The sequence below is a fragment of the Pseudomonadota bacterium genome (assembly GCA_041395565.1).
Taxonomy (GTDB): Bacteria; Pseudomonadota; Gammaproteobacteria; order UBA9214; family UBA9214; genus UBA9214.
The window spans coordinates 196,963-216,532 of sequence record JAWLAI010000008.1; the positions used below are offsets into that span (position 1 = coordinate 196,963).

The following is a 19,570-nucleotide window of genomic DNA, read 5'->3' on the forward strand; positions in this document are numbered from 1 at the left end:
CCCGCGCGGCCGCGACCGTGGCGATCCTGGCGCATGGCGCGGGGAGATGTTGTTACCGATGCTACACGAGCGGGCCGCAATATGGCCAGGGACGCTGAATGCACGCGCGGGTGGGGTCGCACCGGGTGCGCCTGCTGCAACTCTGACCGGTCCGCGGGGCCCGCTGCACGCGGCGCCCGGGCGATCCGCTGCAGCCGCCGCCGGACTGCAAACTACGGGGCGCAGCACGACGGTCCCGGCGCCCCCCCGTAATCACCCCGGAACAGGATGAAATCCAGCAGGTTCACCGCACCGTCTCCGTCCAGGTCCGCCGCGAGCTCGCCGCTCTGGCCGTAGCCGTTGCGCAACAGGACGAAATCGAGCAGATCGATCACGCCATCGCCGTTCAGGTCCGCATCGCAGACGTTGCCGAAGCCGTCGCCGTCGGTGTCGCGCTGGCTGAAGCCGCCGGCATCCGGAATGAGCGGGCCGTTGGGCCGGTCGATGCAGTTGTCCTGCGTGTTCTCCACGCCGTCATTGTCGTCATCCGGCGGATCGACCGGGTTGATGACGGCCGTCGTGGTCGCCGGGGCCGATTGCTGGGCCTGGTCGTCGGTCACGGTCAGGGTCACGGTATAGGTTGCCGCCCCGGCATAGACGTGGGTCGGCGTCACGCCGCTGCCCTGGCCGCCGTCACCGAAGTCCCAGTCATAGGCCACGATCGCACCACCGTCGGGATCGCTGGAACCGCTGCCATCGAACAGCACCGTGGCGCCGGCCGCCGCGGCGTAGGGTCCGCCGGGATCGGCGACCGGCGGCAGCGGCGCCGCGCCCGGATCATAGGGCGGCTGCGTGTCCAGCGGCGGCGCGACCGTGGCGATGACGTTGCCCGTCCGGTTGTAGACGGGATTGTTGCCGCCGCTGGTCCAGCCGGGCTGGGTGGAGGCGTTGATCTCGCTGACGTTGTCGGCCTGCCCCGGATCCTGGTCCGAGTCGCTGCCCGCGACCAGGGTGAAGGCGATGGTGATGCTGATCCCGCCCTGGACCAGGGTCTTGAGCGCGTTGCCGTAGGCATTCCAGGTCGCGGCGGTGGTCCAGTGGCAGAGCTGGCACCCCTCTCCCCCCGCGCGCTCACCGCTCTGCGAAGCCGGGTAGGTGTTGTTCCACAGGGTGTAGTAGATGGGGAAAGCCGGTGCGGCCGTGGCGCCGAGCAGGAGCGAGGCGCCGAGCAGCAGCGCGCAGGCACGACCGCTGCCCTGGCCATGCTGTCGTGTCGGACGGTTTGCGCTGCCGCTCCCGGTCATCATACCCCCCGCATGGCCCGGTCCGGTTACCGTGTGCGCCGCTTGGCCACCGTATCCCGCAGGCGGCTGGCGCGTGCTGAATGTCTGCCGGCTGACGACTCCCTCGCAACGTCGCCGGCGCTCGTGTCGTTTGCGGTTTGCCTTCACTATAGACGGACAGGGCCGTGCAGGCAAAAGCCGCCATGTCACCCGCGCCCCGCCCATCGCGTCAATTATCCAGCGCCACAGCCAGCGGGTCCGGCAGGCGGTTGCAAGCATTCGGTACCGGTTGAGTTTGCGACATCCGACCGCATTGCGGCGCGCTGCTACGGCTACGCCGCAGCCGCGCGCATGGCGGTATCTGACAACAGGCATATTTGAGACAGGGTCTAGTTCACCCACACCCGCGCATTGCGGAACAGGCGCAGCCACGGGCCGTCCGCGCCCCACTCTGCCGGGTGCCAGGAATTGGTGACGGTGCGAAACACTCGCTCGGGATGCGGCATCATGATGGTGACCCGGCCGTCTGTCGTGGTCAGCGCCGTGATACCGAGCGGCGAGCCGTTCGGATTGGCCGGATAGCGTTCGGTCGCCGCGCCGCGACCGTCGACATAGCGCGCGGCAACCAGGCCGCCAGCCAGCACGTCCTGGACGCTGCGGTCGCCGAACTCGGCACGCCCCTCGCCGTGCGCGACCGCGATCGGCAGGATCGAGCCGGCCATGCCCTCCAGCAGGATCGAGGGCGAGTCAAGGATCTCGAGCTGGGAGAAGCGCGCCTCGAACTGTTCCGATTCGTTGCGCACGAAGCGCGGCCAGTGTTCCGCGCCCGGGATCAGCGACTGCAGGCCGGACAGCATCTGGCAGCCATTGCAGACACCGAGCGCGAAGGTATCGGAACGGGCGAAGAACGCCGCGAAGCTGTCGCGCAGTTCCGGATGGAACAGCACCGACTTGGCCCAGCCCTGGCCGGCGCCGAGCACGTCGCCATAGGAGAAACCGCCGCAGGCGACCAGCCCCTTGCAGGACTCCAGCGTGACGCGGCCGGAGAGCAGATCGCTCATGTGCACGTCGACGGCCTCGAAGCCGGCATGATGGAAGGCGGCCGCCATCTCGATCTGGCCGTTGACGCCCTGCTCACGCAGGATGGCGATACGCGGCCGCTCGCCGGAGAGGATCAGCGCCGCGGCCACGTCGTCCTGGGCATCGAAACCGAGCACGGGGCGGATGCCGGGATCTGCGGCATCGAGCAGGGCATCGTATTCCTGCTGCGCGCAGGCCGGATTGTCGCGCAGGGCCTGCATGCGATAGGTGGTCTCCGACCAGGCCCGCTGCAGCTCGGTGCGCGCGGCAGAGAACAGCAGGTTCTCGCCGGCGCTGATCTCGATGCTGTCGCTGTCGTTCGGGCTGCCGAGCGCGTGCGTGTCGGTCTCCAGCCCATGGGACTTCAGGATACGGACGACAGCGGGCAGATCGTCGATGCGGACCTGCAGCAGGGCGCCGAGCTCCTCGCTGAACAGCGCACTCACGGGATCGTCGCCGAGGCCGTCGAGGTGCACCGCTACGCCGCAGTGCCCGGCGAACGCCATCTCGCAGAGGCATGCGAACAGGCCGCCATCGGAACGGTCGTGGTAGGCCAGCAGCAGACCCTGGCGGTTGAGCGCCTGGATGGCGTTGAAAAAGGCCTTGAGCAGCGCCGCATCGTCCACGTCCGGCGGCTCGCTGCCGATCTGCTTGTACACCTGCGCCAGCGCCGAGCCACCCAGGCGATTGCGGCCCTGTCCCAGGTCGACGAACAGCAGCTCGGTCGGACCGGCAGCAGTCTCCAGCTGCGGTGTCAGCGTGCGGCGCACGTCGGTCACCCGGGCGAACGCCGACACGATCAGCGACAGCGGCGCGGTGACCGCGTGGTCGACGCCGTCCTCGCTCCACACCGATTTCATGGACATGGAATCCTTGCCGACCGGGATCGCGATGCCGAGCGCGGGACACAGTTCGGCGCCGACCGCGCGCACCGTGTCGTAGAGCGCCGCGTCCTCGCCCGGATGACCGGCCGGCGCCATCCAGTTCGCCGACAGGATGATGTCGCCGATGGCGTCGATGCTGCTTGCCGCGATATTCGTGAGCGCCTCGCCCACGGCCATGCGTCCCGCGGCCGGACCGTGCAGCAGCGCCAGCGGCGTGCGCTCGCCCATGGCCATGGCCTCGCCGGTGAAACCGTGGTAGTCGGATGCCGTGACCGCGACATCGGCAACCGGCACCTGCCACGGTCCCACCATCTGGTCGCGCACCACCATCCCGGTGACCGAACGATCGCCGATGGTGATCAGGAAGGTCTTGTTGGCCACCGCGGGCAGGCGCAGCACGCGCCACGCCGCCTCCTGCACGTCGACGCCCTCGGCCGCAAACGCACGCTGCGTCACCGCGCGCCGCCGCACGTCACGCGTCATCCGCGGCGGCTTGCCGAGCAGCAGGCTCATGGGCAGGTCGATCGGCGAATTGTCGAAGTGGCTGTCGCTCAGCAGCAGCTGCTGCCGTTCGGTGGCGCTGCCGAGCACCGCGTAGGGACAGCGTTCGCGCCGGCACAGGCGTTCGAAATCCTCGAGGCGGTCGCGGTCCACTGCCAGCACGTAGCGCTCCTGCGACTCGTTGCACCAGACCTGCAGCGGCGTCATGCCGGGATCGTCGTTGGGCACGGCGCGCAGCTCGAAGCTGCCGCCGCGGCCGCTGTCGTTGACCAGTTCGGGTACGGCATTGGACAGCCCGCCGGCACCGACGTCGTGGATGGAGATGATCGGGTTGGCCATGCCCAGCGCCCAGCAGGCATCGATCACCTCCTGGGCGCGGCGTTCCATTTCCGGATTGCCGCGCTGCACCGAGGCGAAATCGAGCTCCTCGGCGCTGGCGCCGCTGGACATCGACGAGGCGGCGCCGCCGCCCAGTCCGATCAGCATGGCCGGCCCGCCCAGCACCACGATCGGCGTGCCCGGCGGGATGTTGCCCTTCTCCACGTGTTCCGCCCGGATCAGGCCGACGCCGCCGGCCAGCATGATCGGCTTGTGGTAACCGCGCAGCTCGGGACCGTCCGGTCCCGGCACGCGTTCCTCGAAGGTACGGAAGTAGCCGCACAGGTTGGGCCGGCCGAACTCGTTGTTGAAGGCGGCCGCCCCCAGCGGCCCCTCGAGCATGATCTCCAGCGCCGAGGCGATACGCGCCGGCTTGCCGTGGTCGGTCTCCCAGGGCTGCTCGAAGCCGGGGATGCGCAGGTTGGAGACCGAGAAGCCGCACAGCCCGGCCTTGGGCTTGGCGCCGCGGCCGGTCGCGCCCTCGTCGCGGATCTCGCCGCCGGAGCCGGTGGCCGCGCCGGGGAAAGGCGAGATGGCGGTGGGGTGGTTGTGGGTCTCGACCTTCGCCACCAGGTGCGCCGGTTCGGGGTGTTCCGCGTAGGTGTGCACGTGCGGACGCGGAAAGAACCGCCGCACCGGGAAGCCCTCCAGCACGGCTGCGTTGTCGCGGTAGGCGGAGAGGATGCCGTCAGGACTGGCGCGGTAGGACGCGCGGATCATCGCGAACAGGCTGTCCGCCTGCGCCTGGCCGTCGATGACCCAGTCGGCGTTGAATATCTTGTGGCGGCAGTGCTCGGAGTTGGCCTGGGCGAACATCATCAGCTCGATGTCCAGCGGATTGCGCCCGAGCGCGGTGAAATTCTCCACCAGGTAATCGATCTCGTCCGCCGACAGCGCCAGCCCCAGCTCGCGGTTCGCGGATTCCAGCGCGGCGCGCCCGCCACCGAGCACATCGACACGCTCGGCGGGCTCCGGCACCGCGTGCCGGAACAGCGCGCGCGTGTCGTCGACGTCGAACAGCACGGTCTCGATCATGCGATCGTGCAGCAGCGGGGCCAGGATGTTGCACTGCTTCCGGTCCGGCGCCGCCCCGTCGGCCAGCGTCAGGGTCCAGGCGATGCCCCGCTCCACGCGGCGCACCCGCTCCAGTCCGCAGTTGCGCACGATGTCGGTGGCCTTGCTCGACCAGGGCGAGATGGTGCCGGGACGCGGCACCACGATCAGCGTGGGCGTGCCGGCGGCCGCCGCCGTGGCGTGCGCGCCGTACTGCAGCAGCTGTTCCAGGAGCTGGCGTTCACCGCCGTCGAGCGCGCCATCGACTTCGGCGATGTGCAGGTAGTCGGCGCCGATGCCCGCCAGCCCCGGCACCCGTTCGCGGCACAGGCCGAGCAGCTTGTCGAGGCGGAAGCGGGAATGGGCGGGACAACCGCGCAGGTACAGCATTACGACTCCAGGACAGGACCCCCGTGAAGCGGGGAATGATACTGGATCACCCCGGCAAAGTCAGCGCGCGGGGCCGGCCGGTACCCGGGCGCGGCCTACGGGTGCGGCGCCAGCGTGCGTAACTCTCACGCCCGCGGGGCAATTCGCGACACGTCCGCTGCGACGGGGAGGTAGCGAGCGCTGTATGTACGCATCGCACGGCCGCTAGCCGATCTGGCGCCAGTCGAGGCCGCGCTCCTGGCCGGCGACACCGATCCAGTTCGCGGCGCAGCCCAGTCCGTCCGCCAGCGCCGCGCGCGCCAGCTCGGGCCGGTTGTTCTTGTCGCTCAGATGCGCGGCCACCACGTGCTGCAGGCGGGTGGTGTCCAGACTGGCGAGCAGCTCCGCCGCCTGGTCATTGCTCAGATGGCCCAGCGGACCACCGACGCGCTGCTTCAGCGACGGCGGGTACGGCCCCGCCGCCAGCAGCGCGGCATCATGATTGCATTCCAGCAGTAGGGCATCGCAGCGGTCGAGACAGGCGCGGATATGCGGTGTCATGCGCCCGGTATCCGTTATCACGCCGAGGCGGCGCGCGCCGTCCGCGAACACGTACTGGCAGGGCTCGCGGGCATCGTGCGGCACGGTGAAGGGCGCCACCTGCAGGTCATCGATGGCGAAGGCCTGATGGCCGTCGCAGAAGCGCACATCGGGCAGGTCGCGTTCGCGCAGCATGGACCACGTGCCGCGGGTCAGCCATACCGGAAGCGCATACTTGCGGGCCAGCGCGGCCACGCCGCGCACGTGATCGGTGTGTTCGTGTGTCACGAGCAGCGCGGCCAGGTCGCGGGCGCATCGGCCGAGCCGCGCCAGACGGCGCTCGGCTTCGCGCACCGAGAAACCGCAGTCCACCAGCACCAGGGTGGCGCCCGCCTCCACCAGCGTGGCGTTGCCGCGACTGCCACTGCCCAGCGAGGCGAAGCGCATGCGCCGGGGCCCCGGCGCCTAACGCAGCTGTTCTTCGAGCAGGGTCAGGATACGCCTGGCCGTGGCGCCGCTGTCGCGGTCACCCTTGCCGTTCCTGACGATGACATGGGTGTTGGGGCCCTCGGCCTGCAGTTCGATGCGGTACTCGTCGCCGGCCTTGTCGTCGTCGGATGACCAGAACGCCAGCTTGCTGAGCAGGCCCTTCTCGTTCTGCTCGCCCAGCGGATCGTTGTATTTGACGTAGTAGGTACCGCTGGAACGGTCGCGGTCCTGCACCGTGAACCCGACCCGGTCGAGCGCCACGCCGGTACGGCGCCAGGCGCGCGAGTAATCCTCCTTGACCAGCAGCAGCACGCCGCTGCTGTCGTCGACCAGTTCGGCGCGCTGCTCCTGCTGTGCGCGCTGCGCCAGCATGCCCTGCGCCTTGTGTTCCTCCACGCCGAGGAACACCAGCATGCGCTTGAGCATCTCCGCCTCGAGCTCGGGATCGGACGGACGCGGCTCCCAGACCGACGAGGCATCCGCGGTACCGCCCTTGATGACCTCCTGCACACCGCGGTGGGTCAGGTAGATCTCGGTGGTGCCGGCTGCACTGCCGCGTTCCAGGCGCACGCGGTACTTGTCACGGGTCGCCGCCGAGTACACCGGGTCCAGCACCTTGCCGAGCGCGTTGCGGATGATACCCTGCGGGATGTCGGCGCGGTTCTCGTTCCAGCCGGTCTCGAGTATGCCCACGCGCGGATCCTCCAGCCTGAGCAGGAAACCCTGCTGCAGCCAGAATTCCCGCACCCGCGGCCAGACCTTTTCCGGATCGCCCTGCACCACCAGCCACTGCTGGTTGCCGTCACGTTCGACCCGCATGTCGGCCGGCACCGGCATGACCGTGCCGGTCTCGCGTGCCGGCTGGGCGGCACCCGCGCCCGACAGGCTCGCGCCGGCGCTTTCGAGCGTATCCGGCGCCTCATTGATGGTCGAGGAAGACAGTTCCGGCGGCACCTCGAGGGTGTCGATCACCTTGCTCTTGCGGTAATCGATCTTCTCGCGCCCCGGCGCCAGCCGGTCCATGGTGCCGCACCCGGCCAGCAGCGCCCCGGCCAGCACGATGCCGATCGCGACGGTTAGGAAGTTGCGTTGCATAGGATTATCCTGCGTTGAGCGGCACACCGGCCTGCCGGAGCGCCTGTCTGATGGTGTCATGGTATTTCTCCGCCAGCGGCGTGAGGGGCAGGCGGATCCCGGGCGGGATCATGCCCATTTCGTAGAGCGCCCATTTCACCGGTATCGGGTTGGATTCGACGAACAGCATCCGGTGCAGGATGTCCAGCCGGCTGTTGATGGCCGTGGCGGCCGCGCGGTCGCCGCGCATGGCGGCCATGCAGAGTTCGTGCATCGCCGCCGGCACGATGTTGGCCGTCACGGAGATGTTGCCCCGGCCGCCGATCAGCATCAGCTCCATCGCCGTCGCATCGTCACCGCTGTAGACAGCGAAATCCGCGCCGCAGCGTTGCATGATCTCGCGCGCGCGGTCGAGATTGCCGGTCGCTTCCTTGATTCCGATGATGTTGTCGACCGGCGCGAGCCGCGCCACCGTCTCCGGCAGCATGTCACAGGCGGTGCGTCCCGGCACGTTGTACAGGATCTGCGGGATCGGCACGGCCTCGGCGATGGCGACGTGATGCCGGTACAGCCCCTCCTGGGTGGGCTTGTTGTAGTACGGCGTCACCAGCAGGCAGGCATCGGCACCGGCGGCATGCGCGCAGCGGGTCAGCTCGATCGCCTCGCGGGTGGAATTGGCGCCGGTGCCGGCAATGATCGGAATGCGTCCGGCCGCCATCTCGACCATGCGGCGGATGAGATGGCAGTGCTCCTCCTCGTCGACGGTGGCGGACTCGCCCGTCGTCCCGACTGCAACCAGGGCGTCGGAGTGCTGCTCGATGTGAAACTCGACCAGGTGCTGCAGGCTGTCCTCGTCGATGGCGCCATCCGCATGCATGGGGGTGACGAGCGCCACAATACTGCCTTGAAACATTAAGGATTCTCCGCGCACGCAAGAAACCGACATGGTACTGGCGGCACCTGCCACTGACAAGGCAATCCTGCAACCGCCACGGGCGCAGCGCGCGCGGTGCCGCAAAGGTGATAGACTGGCAGGCAATAATGGGCGGTTCCCGGCGCCCGTGGAAACGGAATGAATGAACGACAAATCAGCAATCAATAACCATCACCTGGTCCTGGCCGCTCTGGGGCAGGACCAGACCGGCCTGATCGACGAACTCTCGCGCTGCATCCTGCAGAGCGGCTGCACCATCAGCGACAGCCGCATGGCCGTGCTGGGCGGGGACTTCGCCCTGCTGCTGCAGGTGGCGGGCAACTGGAACAACATCGCCAAGCTGGAGGACCAGTTGCCGGGCCTGGAGCAGCGGCTGGGACTCACCATCACCGCCCACCGCACCCACGAGCGGGCTTCCGCGCGCGACCTGCTGCCCTACGGCGTCGATGTCGTGGCGCTCGACCAGCCGGGCATCGTGCACAACCTGGCGCGTTTTTTCTCGCGGCGAAACATCAACATCCAGGAAATGGTCACCACCAGCTATGCAGCCGCGCATACCGGCACGCCGATGTTCTCGGTGCACCTGACCGTGGAGATCCCTGCCACCCTGCAGATCTCCGCGCTGCGCGAGGAGTTCATGGAGTTCTGCGACCAGCTCAACCTCGATGCGGTCATCGAGCCGGTCAAGGGCTAGCGGCAGGCGCACGGACCGCCGTCACGGCGCGGCGCAACCGGGGTAGCGCCGACCGGCAATCCACCTGCGCGGGGAGTCTGCGATCATGAGCAAGATCAAGCTTGGCAAGAAGGTACCGGATTTCCGGCTGCCGGCAACCGGCGACCAGGAACTCGCCCTGTCCGACTTCCGCGGCAAGCGGGTGGTCGTGTATTTCTACCCCAAGGACAGCACACCGGGCTGCACCACCGAGGGCCAGGACTTCCGCGACAGCATCCATACCTTCCGGCGCCGCAATACCGTGATACTCGGCATCTCCCGCGACAGCCTGCGCTCGCACGAGAATTTCAAGGCCAAGCAGCAGTTTCCGTTCGAACTGCTGGCGGATACCGAGGAAGACGTCTGCCGGCTGTTCGATGTCATCCGGGAGAAGAACATGTACGGCCGCAAGGTGCTGGGTATCGAGCGCAGCACCTTCCTCATCGACGAGGCGGGCATCCTGCGCGGGGAATGGCGCAAGGTCAGCGTCAAGGGGCATGTTGCGGAAGTCCTCGAGGCGGTCAAGGCGCTGCCGTCGCAGCCCGATCCGGCCTGAACCGGGACACCTCAGATCAGCAGAAAATCCGTCACCCCGTTGGCGGTATTGTAGGTGATGATGCGAAAGGGCGTGTGGTCCGGCTCGTAGACGTAGATGCAGAACGCGCCCGAACCCAGCGCCCCCAGCCCTCGGTGTCCGGGTTGTAACCCGGATCGATGCGCGGCGGACTGGTCAGGACGGCATTCCACACGGCGACACAGCGGGCATTGCTCATCAGGCTGCCGCCGCCGGTACCCACCGGCCAGCCGGCGCTGTTGGTCGTCACCGCACTGCTGCCGCGCACCGCCCATTCGGCGTGCAGGATGTTGAGCGCGCTGGTGAACCCGCCGTGGATCTGCTGCGTGGTGGCGGTCTGGGCTTCCTCGCGCAGGTCGATGAAGCGCGGCACGGCAATGGCGGCGAGCACGCCGAGGATCGCGATCACGATCACGACCTCGATGAGGGTGAATCCGCGTACCTGTGTGGCCGTGCCCGACATCCGCTGTCCCCGCGCTTCCAGGATGACCCGTTATCGGCGCCGCGCGCGGAGTATGAACCGGCGCGGCGCGGGGAGCGTGTCAGCTGTGGTGGGCGCCCGCGCCCTGCTCCGGCGCGCCCGGGCCGGCCGCCGTCTCGTCCCGCGCCTTGCGCGGCCAGGCCTGCATGACGGCCTGCACCAGGGTGGCGAGCGGGATGGCGAAAAACACCCCCCAGAATCCCCACAGGCCACCGAAGACGAGGATGGCGACGATGATCGCCACCGGGTGCAGGTTCACCACCTCCGAGAACAGCAGCGGTACCAGCAGGTAGCCGTCGAGCATCTGCAGCACGACGTACGCCGCCAGCATCCAGCCGAAGTCCGTGCTCCAGCCCCATTGAAACCAGGCGATGATGGCAACCGGAAAGGTCACGACCACCGCCCCGATGTAGGGGATGATCACGGACAGGCCGGTCATGGTCGCGAGCAGCAGCGCGTACTCCAGCCCCATCAGCCGGAAGGTGACGAAGGCGGCGCCGCCGACGATGAAGATCTCCCACACCTTGCCGCGCACGTAATTGGAGACCTGGATGTTGACGTCGCGCGCGACCACGTCGACCAGCCGGCGCTGCTGCGGCACGCGATGGTTGATCCAGGAGACGATGCGTTCCTTGTCCTTGAGGAAGAAGAACGCCAGCACCGGCACCAGCACCATGTACACCAGGATCGTGATCAGGCCGAACACGGCCGGCAGCGACAGGCTCAGCACGCGCTGGCTGAGCTCGGTGATCTCGGACCGGATGGTCTGGCCCAGGTCGTTGACCTGCTCGACCGTGAACAGGTTCGGATACTTCTCGGGCAGCTGCAGCATGACGCTCTGCCCCATGCCGATGATATCCGGCAACTGCCGGAGCAGCTGCGTGACCTGGTACGACAGCCGCGGCACCAGCCAGAACAGGGCGAAGACCAGGAACGACATGAACAGCAGGAACACGATCACGACGGCCGCGACGCGCGGCACCCCAAGCCGGTGGATCTTCTCGACCACGCCGTCGAGCAGGTAGGCGATCACCACGCCCGCCAGCACCGGTGCCAACATCTGGCCCAGCGTGAGCATGACGATGAAACCGGCCGCCAGCAGCACGGCGAGGATCACGGCCTGGGGATCGGACATGGTCCGGTGATACCATTCGTAGACGATGTTCAACTGCTGCCCTCCCGCGCGGCCTGCAGCTGCCGGTAATGGATTGCGAAGATTTCCTCGAGCTCGTCGATGACCTGTGCGGAATCGGTGCCGCGCATGATATGGGTCGCCACGATGTCGGAGGTGGCGCTGAGCATCTCGCTCTTGTCCAGCATCGGGTAGGTGCGCGCCAGCCGCTTCAGGCCGGCGACGATGGACTCGGACTCCGGCCGCGCGATCTGCTCGGGCGCGGGCAGCTCCCGCGCCGCCGGGGGCGGTGCGGACGGCCGCGCCGGCTGGCGCGCGGCGAGAAACTCCGCGAACGCCAGCAGGCTGGCCTGGTCCCCGGGGTCGAGGCGGCCGAACAGCTCGAGCAGGTGCTTTTGTGTCTGCATGATTCCTGGGATGTCGGCCGGGCCGGCGCCGGATTCAGTCGCAGCCGCCCGCCCCGCGCCCGCTAACCGTCATCGGAGTGCGACAGGCAGTAGGCGCGCGCGAATGCCAGCAGCTCGTCCATGGCCCGCTGGCGGAATTTCTGCTTCTGGTGCACGAACGAGAAGGGCCGTTCGAGGGGCGGATCGAGTTCCAGCGCGACCAGGGTGCCGAGTTGCAGCTCCTTGTGTATCGTCACTTCGGAGACGATGGACACGCCCATACCGGCCTCCACCGCGCCCTTGATCGCCTCGGGACTGCCGAGTTCCATCGCGACATTCAGGTCCGTGGCCTTGAGTCCGGCATCGGCGATGTATTCCTCGATCACCTCGCGCGTGCCCGAACCTTCCTCGCGCGCGATGAAGGTGTGGTTCTGCAGATCCGCGAGGCTGACCCTGCCCATGCCGGCCAGCGCGTGCTGCGGCGGCACGATCGCGACCAGGCGGTCGTTGCGGCAGTTCTCCACGACCAGGTTCTTGTTCACCACCGGCGCCTCGACCACGCCCAGGTCGATGTCGTTGTTCTCGACCATGTGCACGATGCCGTCCGAGTTGGACACCTTGAGATGCACGTTCACGTCCGGGTACTTCTTGCGGAAATCGCCGAGCAATGCCGGCAGCATGTACTCCGCGATGGTGGTGCTGGCACCCATGATCAGCACGCCGCTGATCTCGCCGGTCATGTCACGCACGGCGTTGTCCATCTTGGCGTACAGGTCGAAGATCTGCGCCGCGTACTCGTAGACACGCTCGCCGGCGTCGGTCAGGCTGATGCGGTTGTGGGTGCGGTCGAACAGGCGGGTGTTGAAGTATTCCTCCAGCTGGCGCACCTGGAAGGTCACCGCGGGCTGGGTCATGTGCAGGCTCTCCGCCGCCTTGGTGAAGCTGAGCAGCCGGGCAACGGTATGAAAAACCTGTAATCTGCGATCCGCCATCGTCGTTCCTGTCAGTCGGCCGGCATGGCCGCCTGCCCTGTTCTAAGTCATTGAGACTATAAAGCAAACAGGCATCTGACACCAAGCGCCACCGCACCCCGCCGCTGCCGGTGCGGGTCGCGAGCGGGGTGCGCGCATCCCGTGCCGCGCCCCCGTGCGGCCGGGCGCCGGCGGCAGCGCCACGACGGTCCGTGGCGCGAGAATCTTGCAAAGTCTTTCAGCAATATAACACCCGGCGCCCGGCGCGCGGGCGCCGTTACCGCTGCACACCGCGGCGCCGCGGGCTGAACCGGCGCGCGGCAGGCGTGTCACAGCCGGTATCCTGCCCCGGCGGCGGCGCACCGGCCGAGTCGGCACGCGCCAGCCGGAGCGTGACGGCCGTCGGCGGGCGGGGCTGACGCACTGGCACATGCCGGTTGATCGCCTTAACATTGCCGGCTCGCGGCCGCTGTGCCTCGCCACAAGGCGCGCCCGCAAATCCCGGGAGAACTGCGATGACGAAACGACTGAATCCGTTGCCGGCACTGCTGCTGTGCCTGCTGCCGCTGGCCGGCCTGGCCGCAACCGCCGAGGAACAGGGACTCGCCATCGCCCAGGAGGCCGACCGGCGCGATGCCGGTTACGGCGACTATACCAACGACATCAAGATGGTCCTGCGCAACAAGCAGGGCCAGGAGAGCACGCGGGAGATCCGCTCCAAGACGCTGGAAATAGTGGACGACGGCGACAAGATCCTCACCATCTTCGACGCGCCGCGCGACGTCCAGGGCACCGCCCTGCTCAGTTTCACGCACAAGGAAGGCCCCGACGACCAGTGGCTGTACCTGCCGGCGCTCAAGCGCGTCAAGCGCATCGCCTCGGACAACAAGTCGGGCCCGTTCATGGGCAGCGAGTTCGCCTACGAGGACATCACCTCGCGCGAGGTCGACAAGTACACCTACAAGTATCTGCGGGACGAGAACTTCGACGGCATGGACGCGTTCGTGTTCGAACGCTACCCGAAGGACGAGAAGTCCGGTTACACCCGTCAGGTCATCTGGCTCGACAAGGAACACTACAAGGAACGCAAGATCGAGTATTACGACCGCAAGGACAGCCTGCTCAAGACCCTGCTGTTCACCGACTATCACCGCTACGGCGACAAATTCTGGCGCGCCGGCGACATGTACATGGAGAACCACCAGACCGGCAAGAGCACGCGGCTGCTGCAGACCAACTTCCAGTTCAACGTCGGCCTGACCGAGCGCGATTTCGACCAGAACTCGCTCAAGCGCGCCCGCTAGGGCCGGCCCGACCTCGTGCGCGTCGCAAGCTGCGCCCTGCTCGCCTGCCTGCTGGCGGCCCCCGCGACCCGGGCCGGGGAATGGCGCGGCTACGTCGCCGGCGAACTGCTGGGTTTTGTCGAGGACCCGCAACAGGCGCAACAGCACGACGCCTACGCCGCGCTCAGCATCGAGCCCGAGTACTTCCACCAGTGGAATGACCGTTACGACCTGTTCACCTTCAAACCCTATCTCATGGTCGATTCGCAGGACGCGCGGCGCACCCACGGCGACCTGCGCGAACTGTCCTGGGTGCACGCGGCCAGTGACTGGGAGACCAATATCGGCATCAGCAAGGTCTACTGGGGCGTGACCGAGGCAGTGCACCTGGTCGACGTCATCAACCAGACCGACCTGGTCGTGAACGAAGACGGCGAGGACAAGCTGGGGCAGCCGATGGCGAAGCTCAGCCTGATCCGCGACTGGGGCGTGCTCGACCTGTTCGTGCTGCCGGGGTTCCGCGAGCGCACCTTCCCCGGCATCGAGGGCCGCCCGCGCTTCGGCGTCCCGATCGGCAAGGTCGCGCGCTACGAGTCCGGCGCCGAGGAACGGCACGTGGATTTCGCCGCGCGCTGGTCGCGCTCCATCGGCCCGTTCGATATCGGACTGGCCCAGTTTGCCGGCACCGCGCGCGAACCGCGCTTCATCGCCCTGCCCGGCGCGATCACTGCCACCGGCATCGCCGAGATCACGCCCTATTACGAGCTGATCAACCAGAGCAGTATCGACCTGCAGGCCATCACCGGCGGCTGGCTGTGGAAACTCGAGGCCATCACGCGCAGCGGCCAGGGCAAACGCATCAATGCGCTGGATGCCGGCTACGAGTACACCTTCGTGGGGATCGCCGAATCGCAGCTCGATATCGGGATCATCACCGAGTACCTGTACGACAGCCGCGGCGACGCGATCGACCCGGCCGTCGTGCTCGCGAGCCAGCCGTTTTCCCTGTCGCCGTTCCAGCGGGACCTCGTGCTCGGGACCCGCCTCACGTTCAACGACGTCGACAGTTCGGAGCTGCTGCTCAGCGTGGTCATCGACCTGGACGGCGGCGGCGAGAGCTACAACCTGGAAGCGAGCCGGCGCATCGGCGATGCCTGGAAGCTGTCGCTGGAGGCGCGCGGCGTGGCGCACGTTCCGGACAACAACGTCTTCAAGAGCCTCGAGGACGACACCCGGGTACGGCTGGAGCTGGCGCGGTATTTCTGATTGTCGAGGCGCGCGGTGAGGCAGCAATCTCCAACCGCCGATTGCAGCGGCGGAGATTGCCTCGCTCCGAGCGCAGTGACGGGAATTCCCCGGTTATGCGGAAGTTCCCGAGCACGAGTCCCGCGCTGCAGCGCGCCCGTTCCGGCCGGCCGCGCCACCCGCGCGCAGGTGCCGGCGTTGCGCGCCAATACATTAGAACCAATCACAAAATTCCGATTCACCTTGCAGCAGCATCCGGTTGTCATTCCCGCGGAGGCGGGAATCCAGTATTCACAGGCATTTCTGACTGCCAGCCACCGCGGACGTGCCGGCATCTAACAAACGGACCGATTTTGAGATAGGTTCTAGTACCGACTGTAGTCGCAGCGTCCGCCCGACAGGGTAAGGCAGACTCAATGACGCGTATGGCCGGACGATAGGAAAGCCGTGGCTGAATGCGGCCCAACTGACGCAGGCGGCGCGTTCCGGACGAAGATCGCCGGAAATCCCCGTGCAGCAAGACTCGATTCGAGACACCTGCCATGAACGACAACCTGATCCGGGAAGTGCGCGGATTGGCCGACAACCTGAAGTACGGCGTGCAGCTGCTGATCTTGCGGCAGCCGCTCGCGGGCTCGCCCTATGTGTCAGGCGACCAGCCGGCACTGCTGCTGCTCGCCTATGCCCTGCTGGTGTTTGGGGTCAGTTATGTGCTGAGCCTGCCCGAACCGGAATTCAACCCTTACGGCATCACCAGCATAGCCACCCAGTCGCTGCTGTTGTTCCTCGCTGCATATACCGCGGCAAAAACAGCCAGGGCAGGTCAGATGCTGCTGCCGTTACTGGTCGCGCTGTTGAGCGTGTGGCCCTGGCTGTACCTGGCATGGCACATCATCGGCGCAGGGGAGAATTTCTCCTATTGGCAATTCTACAGCGACGAACCGTACCGCTATACGCTATACCACGCCTGGGTGGCGGTCGTGTTCGCGACAACGACGGCGCGAACGCTCGGCGCAAACAGGAAGGTGATGCTGATCGCGCTGGGCAGCTACACCGTACTGGCCGGGCTGCCCTTGCAACTGCTTTCCTACGGACCATTCTGGCAACAAGCCTTCGACGACGACGGCGAATACGAAAAATACCTGTCGATCAACGAGGAGGATACCTATTACCGGCAATTCGAATTCATCGAATCCCTGCAAGCCGATCTGCTCAAGGAGCGCAGCGGGATCTCTGACATCTACTTCATCGGCTTTGGCGGCGACGCCATGGAAGATGTCTTCATGAAGGAAGTGCAGTATGCACGCAACGTGTTCGATGAACGCTTCGACACGAAGGGCAGGTCTGTCGCACTGATCAACAACATCAAGACATTGAACGAGACGCCGCTGGCATCGAAAGGGAATCTCGAACGGCTGGTGCAGCACATCGGCTCCCTGATGAATCCGGATGAAGACATCCTGTTCATGTATCTGACGAGCCACGGCTCGGAAAACCAGCAGCTGTTAGTAGACCTGATGCCGCTGGGCCTCAACCAGATCGGGCCGCAGGAACTCAAGGAGATCCTGGATAAGGCCGGGATCAAGTACCGCGTGCTGCTCGTATCGTCATGCTATTCCGGCGGCTTCGTGGAACCCTTGCACAATGAGTACACCGTCGTCGTAACAGCCTCGGCAGCGGACAAGACATCGTTCGGCTGCGGCAACAAGAGCGATTTCACCTATTTCGGCAAGGCTCTCTTCGAAGAGCAATTGCGGCATAACTTCAATTTTCTCGATGCCTTCCGGCAGGCCATCCAGTCCATACAGCGCCGCGAGCGTGAAGAGCGCATCAAGCCATCCGACCCGCAGCTGTTCATCGGCGATGTGATCAAGACAAAGCTCGGGCGTCTCAGCCGGGAGCTCGAACTGCACCATGACCGGCTAGCACCCTGACCCGCCGCGCCCTGGCCATGGCGCGGGCGGCACCCGTTACAGCAGGAAGCAGGCGCTGCTGCCGCGACATGCGGCCATTTGCGACAATGGCACGGCGCGCGGTTACCGACCAGCCTGGCAAGCAGCGAAACCGATTGGCTTTCGGGGAATGCCGTGATAATCTCCGGTAAACACTATAATAATTACCTGTATCGTCGTGCCAGCAATCGACAGACCTGTTCCCAAGCACCGCTTCGCTTGCCTGCTGTGCTGCGCGCTCCTCGGCATCACTGCTGCCGTTCGGGCCGATTACAAGGCTGATATCGGATACACCCGATTGTCGCAGGAACTGGGCGCGAACACCCCGGATGGCAGCGGCGTCCCCGTCACACAGGCCGAAGCCGCCACGGCTGTCGTCCCCATCGGCCTGATCGACTACCCCGTCTACCTGCCGGATGGCAACACCCCCGAGTTCGCAGGCAAGACGATCATTGCCCGCAGCGGCATCGAGGCGGGCACATACTCTGCACATGCAACGAATGTCGGCAAGACATTCTACGGCAGCACATCCTCCATCGCCCCCGGCATTCTTCACGTCGATGCGATCTGGGCCGATCACTGGCTGCAATCCGGGTTTCTCAATTACGGCGCCAATGCCAGGCCACTGATCTCATCGAGCCGTATTGCAAACCACAGCTGGATCGCCGATGCGAACGACCCGGCAATCAACTCGGAACTGCTGCGGCGGGCTGACTGGGCCATTGCTACCGATGAATACATCAACTGTGTCGGCATAAAGAACACCGCCACCGTCAATCAGCCCATCCTCAGCGGCGCGTACAATGTCATTGCTGTCGGCAAGAGCGACGGCCTCAACGGGATCGGTACGACAGCTGTCGACGCTGATTACGTCGCCGGACGCGCCCGTCCGGAGCTGGTCGCGCCGAAAGGCACTTCCAGCAACGCGGTCCCGGTGGTTGCCGCCGCCGCCGCCCTGCTGCTCGAATACGGCAGCAGCAACCCCGGCTTAGCCACCGATCCCGTGCAAGCCTCCACCACGAACCGCAATGGCGACACCATCTACAACACGGGCCGGTCAGAGGTCATCAAGGCCGTACTCATGGCGGGCGCCGACCGCTCTACCGCCAATACCAGCGCCCCCGATATAAGCGATTACCGCGCCGACCCTCTCAACCGGACAGGCAACGGACTGGATCGCCGGTTCGGGGCAGGACAGGTCAACATCTACAACAGCTTCAAGATCCTGCAGGCCGGCGAACAGAACAGCAACGAGGACCTTGGCGCCGGCAGCATCGGCAGCGCAGGATTCGATTACGATCCGTCCTTTGGCGGTGCGGGCGCCAGCAATTCCACCGCTTCATACCACTTCGCGACCGGCGCAGGGCAGGTACTCCTGGCAACCACCCTGGCCTGGAACATCAACATCAACGCCGGCAACGGGCCCAATTTCACCGGCAGCGCCACGCGCTACGATCTGGACCTGTACCTCTACGACATCACCGGAACGCCGGTGCCCGTGGCAAGTTCTGCGAGCCTGGTCGATAACACGGAAACGATTTGGACCATACTGCCCGCCGGCCGGCAATACCGGCTGGAAGTCGTACCCAAACCCGGTCAGGGCATTTTCGCATGGGATTACGCCCTCGCCTGGCGCATGACGGATCTGATCGACACCGACGGCGACGGCATCCCGGATATCACGGACACGGATGACGACAATGACGGGTTGTCGGACAGCGATGAACTGGCGGTGGGTACGGATCCGCTCGATGCCGACTCGGACAATGATCTCGTCATGGACGGAACGGAAATTCTTGCCGGAACCAACCCGCTGCTCGCGTCCGACTTCCCGGTGTGGGGTGATATCAATAGCGACGGTAGCGTCGACAATGCAGACGTGCTGCTGGCCACCCGTGCCGCAGCCGGGCTGCTGACGCTGGACGCAGGCCAGCTGGCGCGCGGCAATGTCGCGCCGCTGGTCAACGGCATACCCCAAACCCTGCCCACTGACACATTCAACGCAGCAGACCTGCTGCTGATACAGCGCAAGGCACAGGGCGTGATCGCCTTCTAGAGTCCGTATCCGTTGCTGTTGGCCATGCCGCACGCACCCGGACACGCCCCGGATCGACCGCCTGCGGATTGACCGCGTTATACCGGCATCAGCCTGCCGCCGTTTGCTGCTCGGGCTGGCGGAACGCCTGCAGGCCCTGCTGGAACAGGCCGGTGATGCTGTCCACCGGACTCACCTCGTCGAGCGCGCTGAGGATCAGCTGGGAACGGTTCTT

Annotated in this window: 15 protein-coding genes; 6 read left to right on the forward strand and 9 right to left on the reverse strand. The window is 66.3% G+C overall.

Annotated elements, in window-relative coordinates; all coding sequences use genetic code 11:
- Nucleotides 1–212: 212 nt before the first annotated feature.
- From R3F42_14325 to dapA, 5 genes are all read right to left on the reverse strand, one after another.
- A complete protein-coding gene (locus R3F42_14325; protein MEZ5543194.1) occupies nucleotides 213–1,286 on the reverse strand; it encodes a PKD domain-containing protein in 1,074 nt (357 codons plus the stop codon).
- Between the two features lie 365 nt (nucleotides 1,287–1,651).
- Nucleotides 1,652–5,548 carry a phosphoribosylformylglycinamidine synthase gene (gene purL, locus R3F42_14330; protein ID MEZ5543195.1) on the reverse strand — a complete coding sequence of 1,299 codons (3,897 nt, stop codon included), beginning with the start codon at nucleotides 5,546–5,548 and terminating at the stop codon, nucleotides 1,652–1,654.
- 204 nt (nucleotides 5,549–5,752) lie between these two features.
- Entirely contained in the window at nucleotides 5,753–6,514 is a 762-nt protein-coding gene (locus R3F42_14335) for an MBL fold metallo-hydrolase (protein MEZ5543196.1), read from the reverse strand.
- Nucleotides 6,515–6,532: 18 nt separating this feature from the next.
- The gene (gene bamC / locus R3F42_14340; protein ID MEZ5543197.1) at nucleotides 6,533–7,651 is read right to left on the reverse strand and encodes an outer membrane protein assembly factor BamC; all 1,119 of its coding nucleotides are present in this window, start codon (nucleotides 7,649–7,651) and stop codon (nucleotides 6,533–6,535) included.
- A 4-nt stretch (nucleotides 7,652–7,655) separates the two neighbouring features.
- Nucleotides 7,656–8,543 (reverse strand): 4-hydroxy-tetrahydrodipicolinate synthase, encoded by an 888-nt coding sequence (dapA, locus tag R3F42_14345; GenBank protein ID MEZ5543198.1) that lies wholly within the window; start codon nucleotides 8,541–8,543, stop codon nucleotides 7,656–7,658.
- Between the two features lie 163 nt (nucleotides 8,544–8,706).
- Here dapA and R3F42_14350 point away from each other — a divergent pair, with 163 nt between their 5' ends.
- Both R3F42_14350 and R3F42_14355 read left to right on the forward strand, forming a co-directional pair.
- Nucleotides 8,707–9,258, forward strand: coding sequence for a glycine cleavage system protein R (locus tag R3F42_14350; protein MEZ5543199.1), 552 nt, complete (start codon nucleotides 8,707–8,709; stop codon nucleotides 9,256–9,258).
- 85 nt (nucleotides 9,259–9,343) lie between these two features.
- Nucleotides 9,344–9,832 (forward strand): peroxiredoxin, encoded by a 489-nt coding sequence (locus R3F42_14355; GenBank protein MEZ5543200.1) that lies wholly within the window; start codon nucleotides 9,344–9,346, stop codon nucleotides 9,830–9,832.
- Between the two features lie 31 nt (nucleotides 9,833–9,863).
- Here R3F42_14355 and R3F42_14360 read toward each other — a convergent pair whose 3' ends face one another.
- From R3F42_14360 to R3F42_14375, 4 genes are all read right to left on the reverse strand, one after another.
- Complete coding sequence (locus R3F42_14360) at nucleotides 9,864–10,313, reverse strand: type II secretion system protein (protein ID MEZ5543201.1); 450 nt, start codon at nucleotides 10,311–10,313, stop codon at nucleotides 9,864–9,866.
- A 79-nt stretch (nucleotides 10,314–10,392) separates the two neighbouring features.
- Nucleotides 10,393–11,499: an AI-2E family transporter gene (locus R3F42_14365; protein ID MEZ5543202.1), complete on the reverse strand. Its 1,107-nt coding sequence runs from the start codon at nucleotides 11,497–11,499 to the stop codon at nucleotides 10,393–10,395.
- Nucleotides 11,496–11,870 carry a Crp/Fnr family transcriptional regulator gene (locus R3F42_14370; protein MEZ5543203.1) on the reverse strand — a complete coding sequence of 125 codons (375 nt, stop codon included), beginning with the start codon at nucleotides 11,868–11,870 and terminating at the stop codon, nucleotides 11,496–11,498. The genes R3F42_14365 and R3F42_14370 overlap by 4 nt, the downstream gene beginning before the upstream one ends.
- Before the next feature lie 62 nt (nucleotides 11,871–11,932).
- On the reverse strand, nucleotides 11,933–12,841 hold the full coding sequence (locus R3F42_14375) for a selenium metabolism-associated LysR family transcriptional regulator (GenBank protein MEZ5543204.1): 909 nt from the start codon (nucleotides 12,839–12,841) through the stop codon (nucleotides 11,933–11,935).
- 494 nt (nucleotides 12,842–13,335) lie between these two features.
- Here R3F42_14375 and R3F42_14380 point away from each other — a divergent pair, with 494 nt between their 5' ends.
- The 4 genes from R3F42_14380 to R3F42_14395 all read left to right on the forward strand — a co-directional run bounded on the left by R3F42_14380 (nucleotide 13,336) and on the right by R3F42_14395 (nucleotide 19,356).
- The gene (locus R3F42_14380) at nucleotides 13,336–14,124 is read left to right on the forward strand and encodes an outer membrane lipoprotein-sorting protein (GenBank protein ID MEZ5543205.1); all 789 of its coding nucleotides are present in this window, start codon (nucleotides 13,336–13,338) and stop codon (nucleotides 14,122–14,124) included.
- Nucleotides 14,125–14,139: 15 nt separating this feature from the next.
- Nucleotides 14,140–15,369, forward strand: a complete 1,230-nt coding sequence (locus tag R3F42_14385; protein ID MEZ5543206.1) for a hypothetical protein — start codon at nucleotides 14,140–14,142, stop codon at nucleotides 15,367–15,369.
- Between the two features lie 521 nt (nucleotides 15,370–15,890).
- Nucleotides 15,891–17,282, forward strand: coding sequence for a C13 family peptidase (locus R3F42_14390; GenBank protein ID MEZ5543207.1), 1,392 nt, complete (start codon nucleotides 15,891–15,893; stop codon nucleotides 17,280–17,282).
- Nucleotides 17,283–17,478: 196 nt separating this feature from the next.
- Nucleotides 17,479–19,356, forward strand: a complete 1,878-nt coding sequence (locus R3F42_14395) for a hypothetical protein (protein MEZ5543208.1) — start codon at nucleotides 17,479–17,481, stop codon at nucleotides 19,354–19,356.
- Nucleotides 19,357–19,570 lie beyond the last annotated feature (214 nt).

Coding starts and splice junctions, on each gene's coding strand:
- R3F42_14325 (MEZ5543194.1), bottom strand. CDS start 1,286: ATGATGACCGGGAGCGGCAGCGCAAACCGTCCGACACGACAGCATGGC.
- purL (MEZ5543195.1), bottom strand. CDS start 5,548: ATGCTGTACCTGCGCGGTTGTCCCGCCCATTCCCGCTTCCGCCTCGAC.
- R3F42_14335 (MEZ5543196.1), bottom strand. CDS start 6,514: ATGCGCTTCGCCTCGCTGGGCAGTGGCAGTCGCGGCAACGCCACGCTG.
- bamC (MEZ5543197.1), bottom strand. CDS start 7,651: ATGCAACGCAACTTCCTAACCGTCGCGATCGGCATCGTGCTGGCCGGG.
- dapA (MEZ5543198.1), bottom strand. CDS start 8,543: ATGTTTCAAGGCAGTATTGTGGCGCTCGTCACCCCCATGCATGCGGAT.
- R3F42_14350 (MEZ5543199.1), top strand. CDS start 8,707: ATGAACGACAAATCAGCAATCAATAACCATCACCTGGTCCTGGCCGCT.
- R3F42_14355 (MEZ5543200.1), top strand. CDS start 9,344: ATGAGCAAGATCAAGCTTGGCAAGAAGGTACCGGATTTCCGGCTGCCG.
- R3F42_14360 (MEZ5543201.1), bottom strand. CDS start 10,313: ATGTCGGGCACGGCCACACAGGTACGCGGATTCACCCTCATCGAGGTC.
- R3F42_14370 (MEZ5543203.1), bottom strand. CDS start 11,870: ATGCAGACACAAAAGCACCTGCTCGAGCTGTTCGGCCGCCTCGACCCC.
- R3F42_14375 (MEZ5543204.1), bottom strand. CDS start 12,841: ATGGCGGATCGCAGATTACAGGTTTTTCATACCGTTGCCCGGCTGCTC.
- R3F42_14380 (MEZ5543205.1), top strand. CDS start 13,336: ATGACGAAACGACTGAATCCGTTGCCGGCACTGCTGCTGTGCCTGCTG.
- R3F42_14390 (MEZ5543207.1), top strand. CDS start 15,891: ATGAACGACAACCTGATCCGGGAAGTGCGCGGATTGGCCGACAACCTG.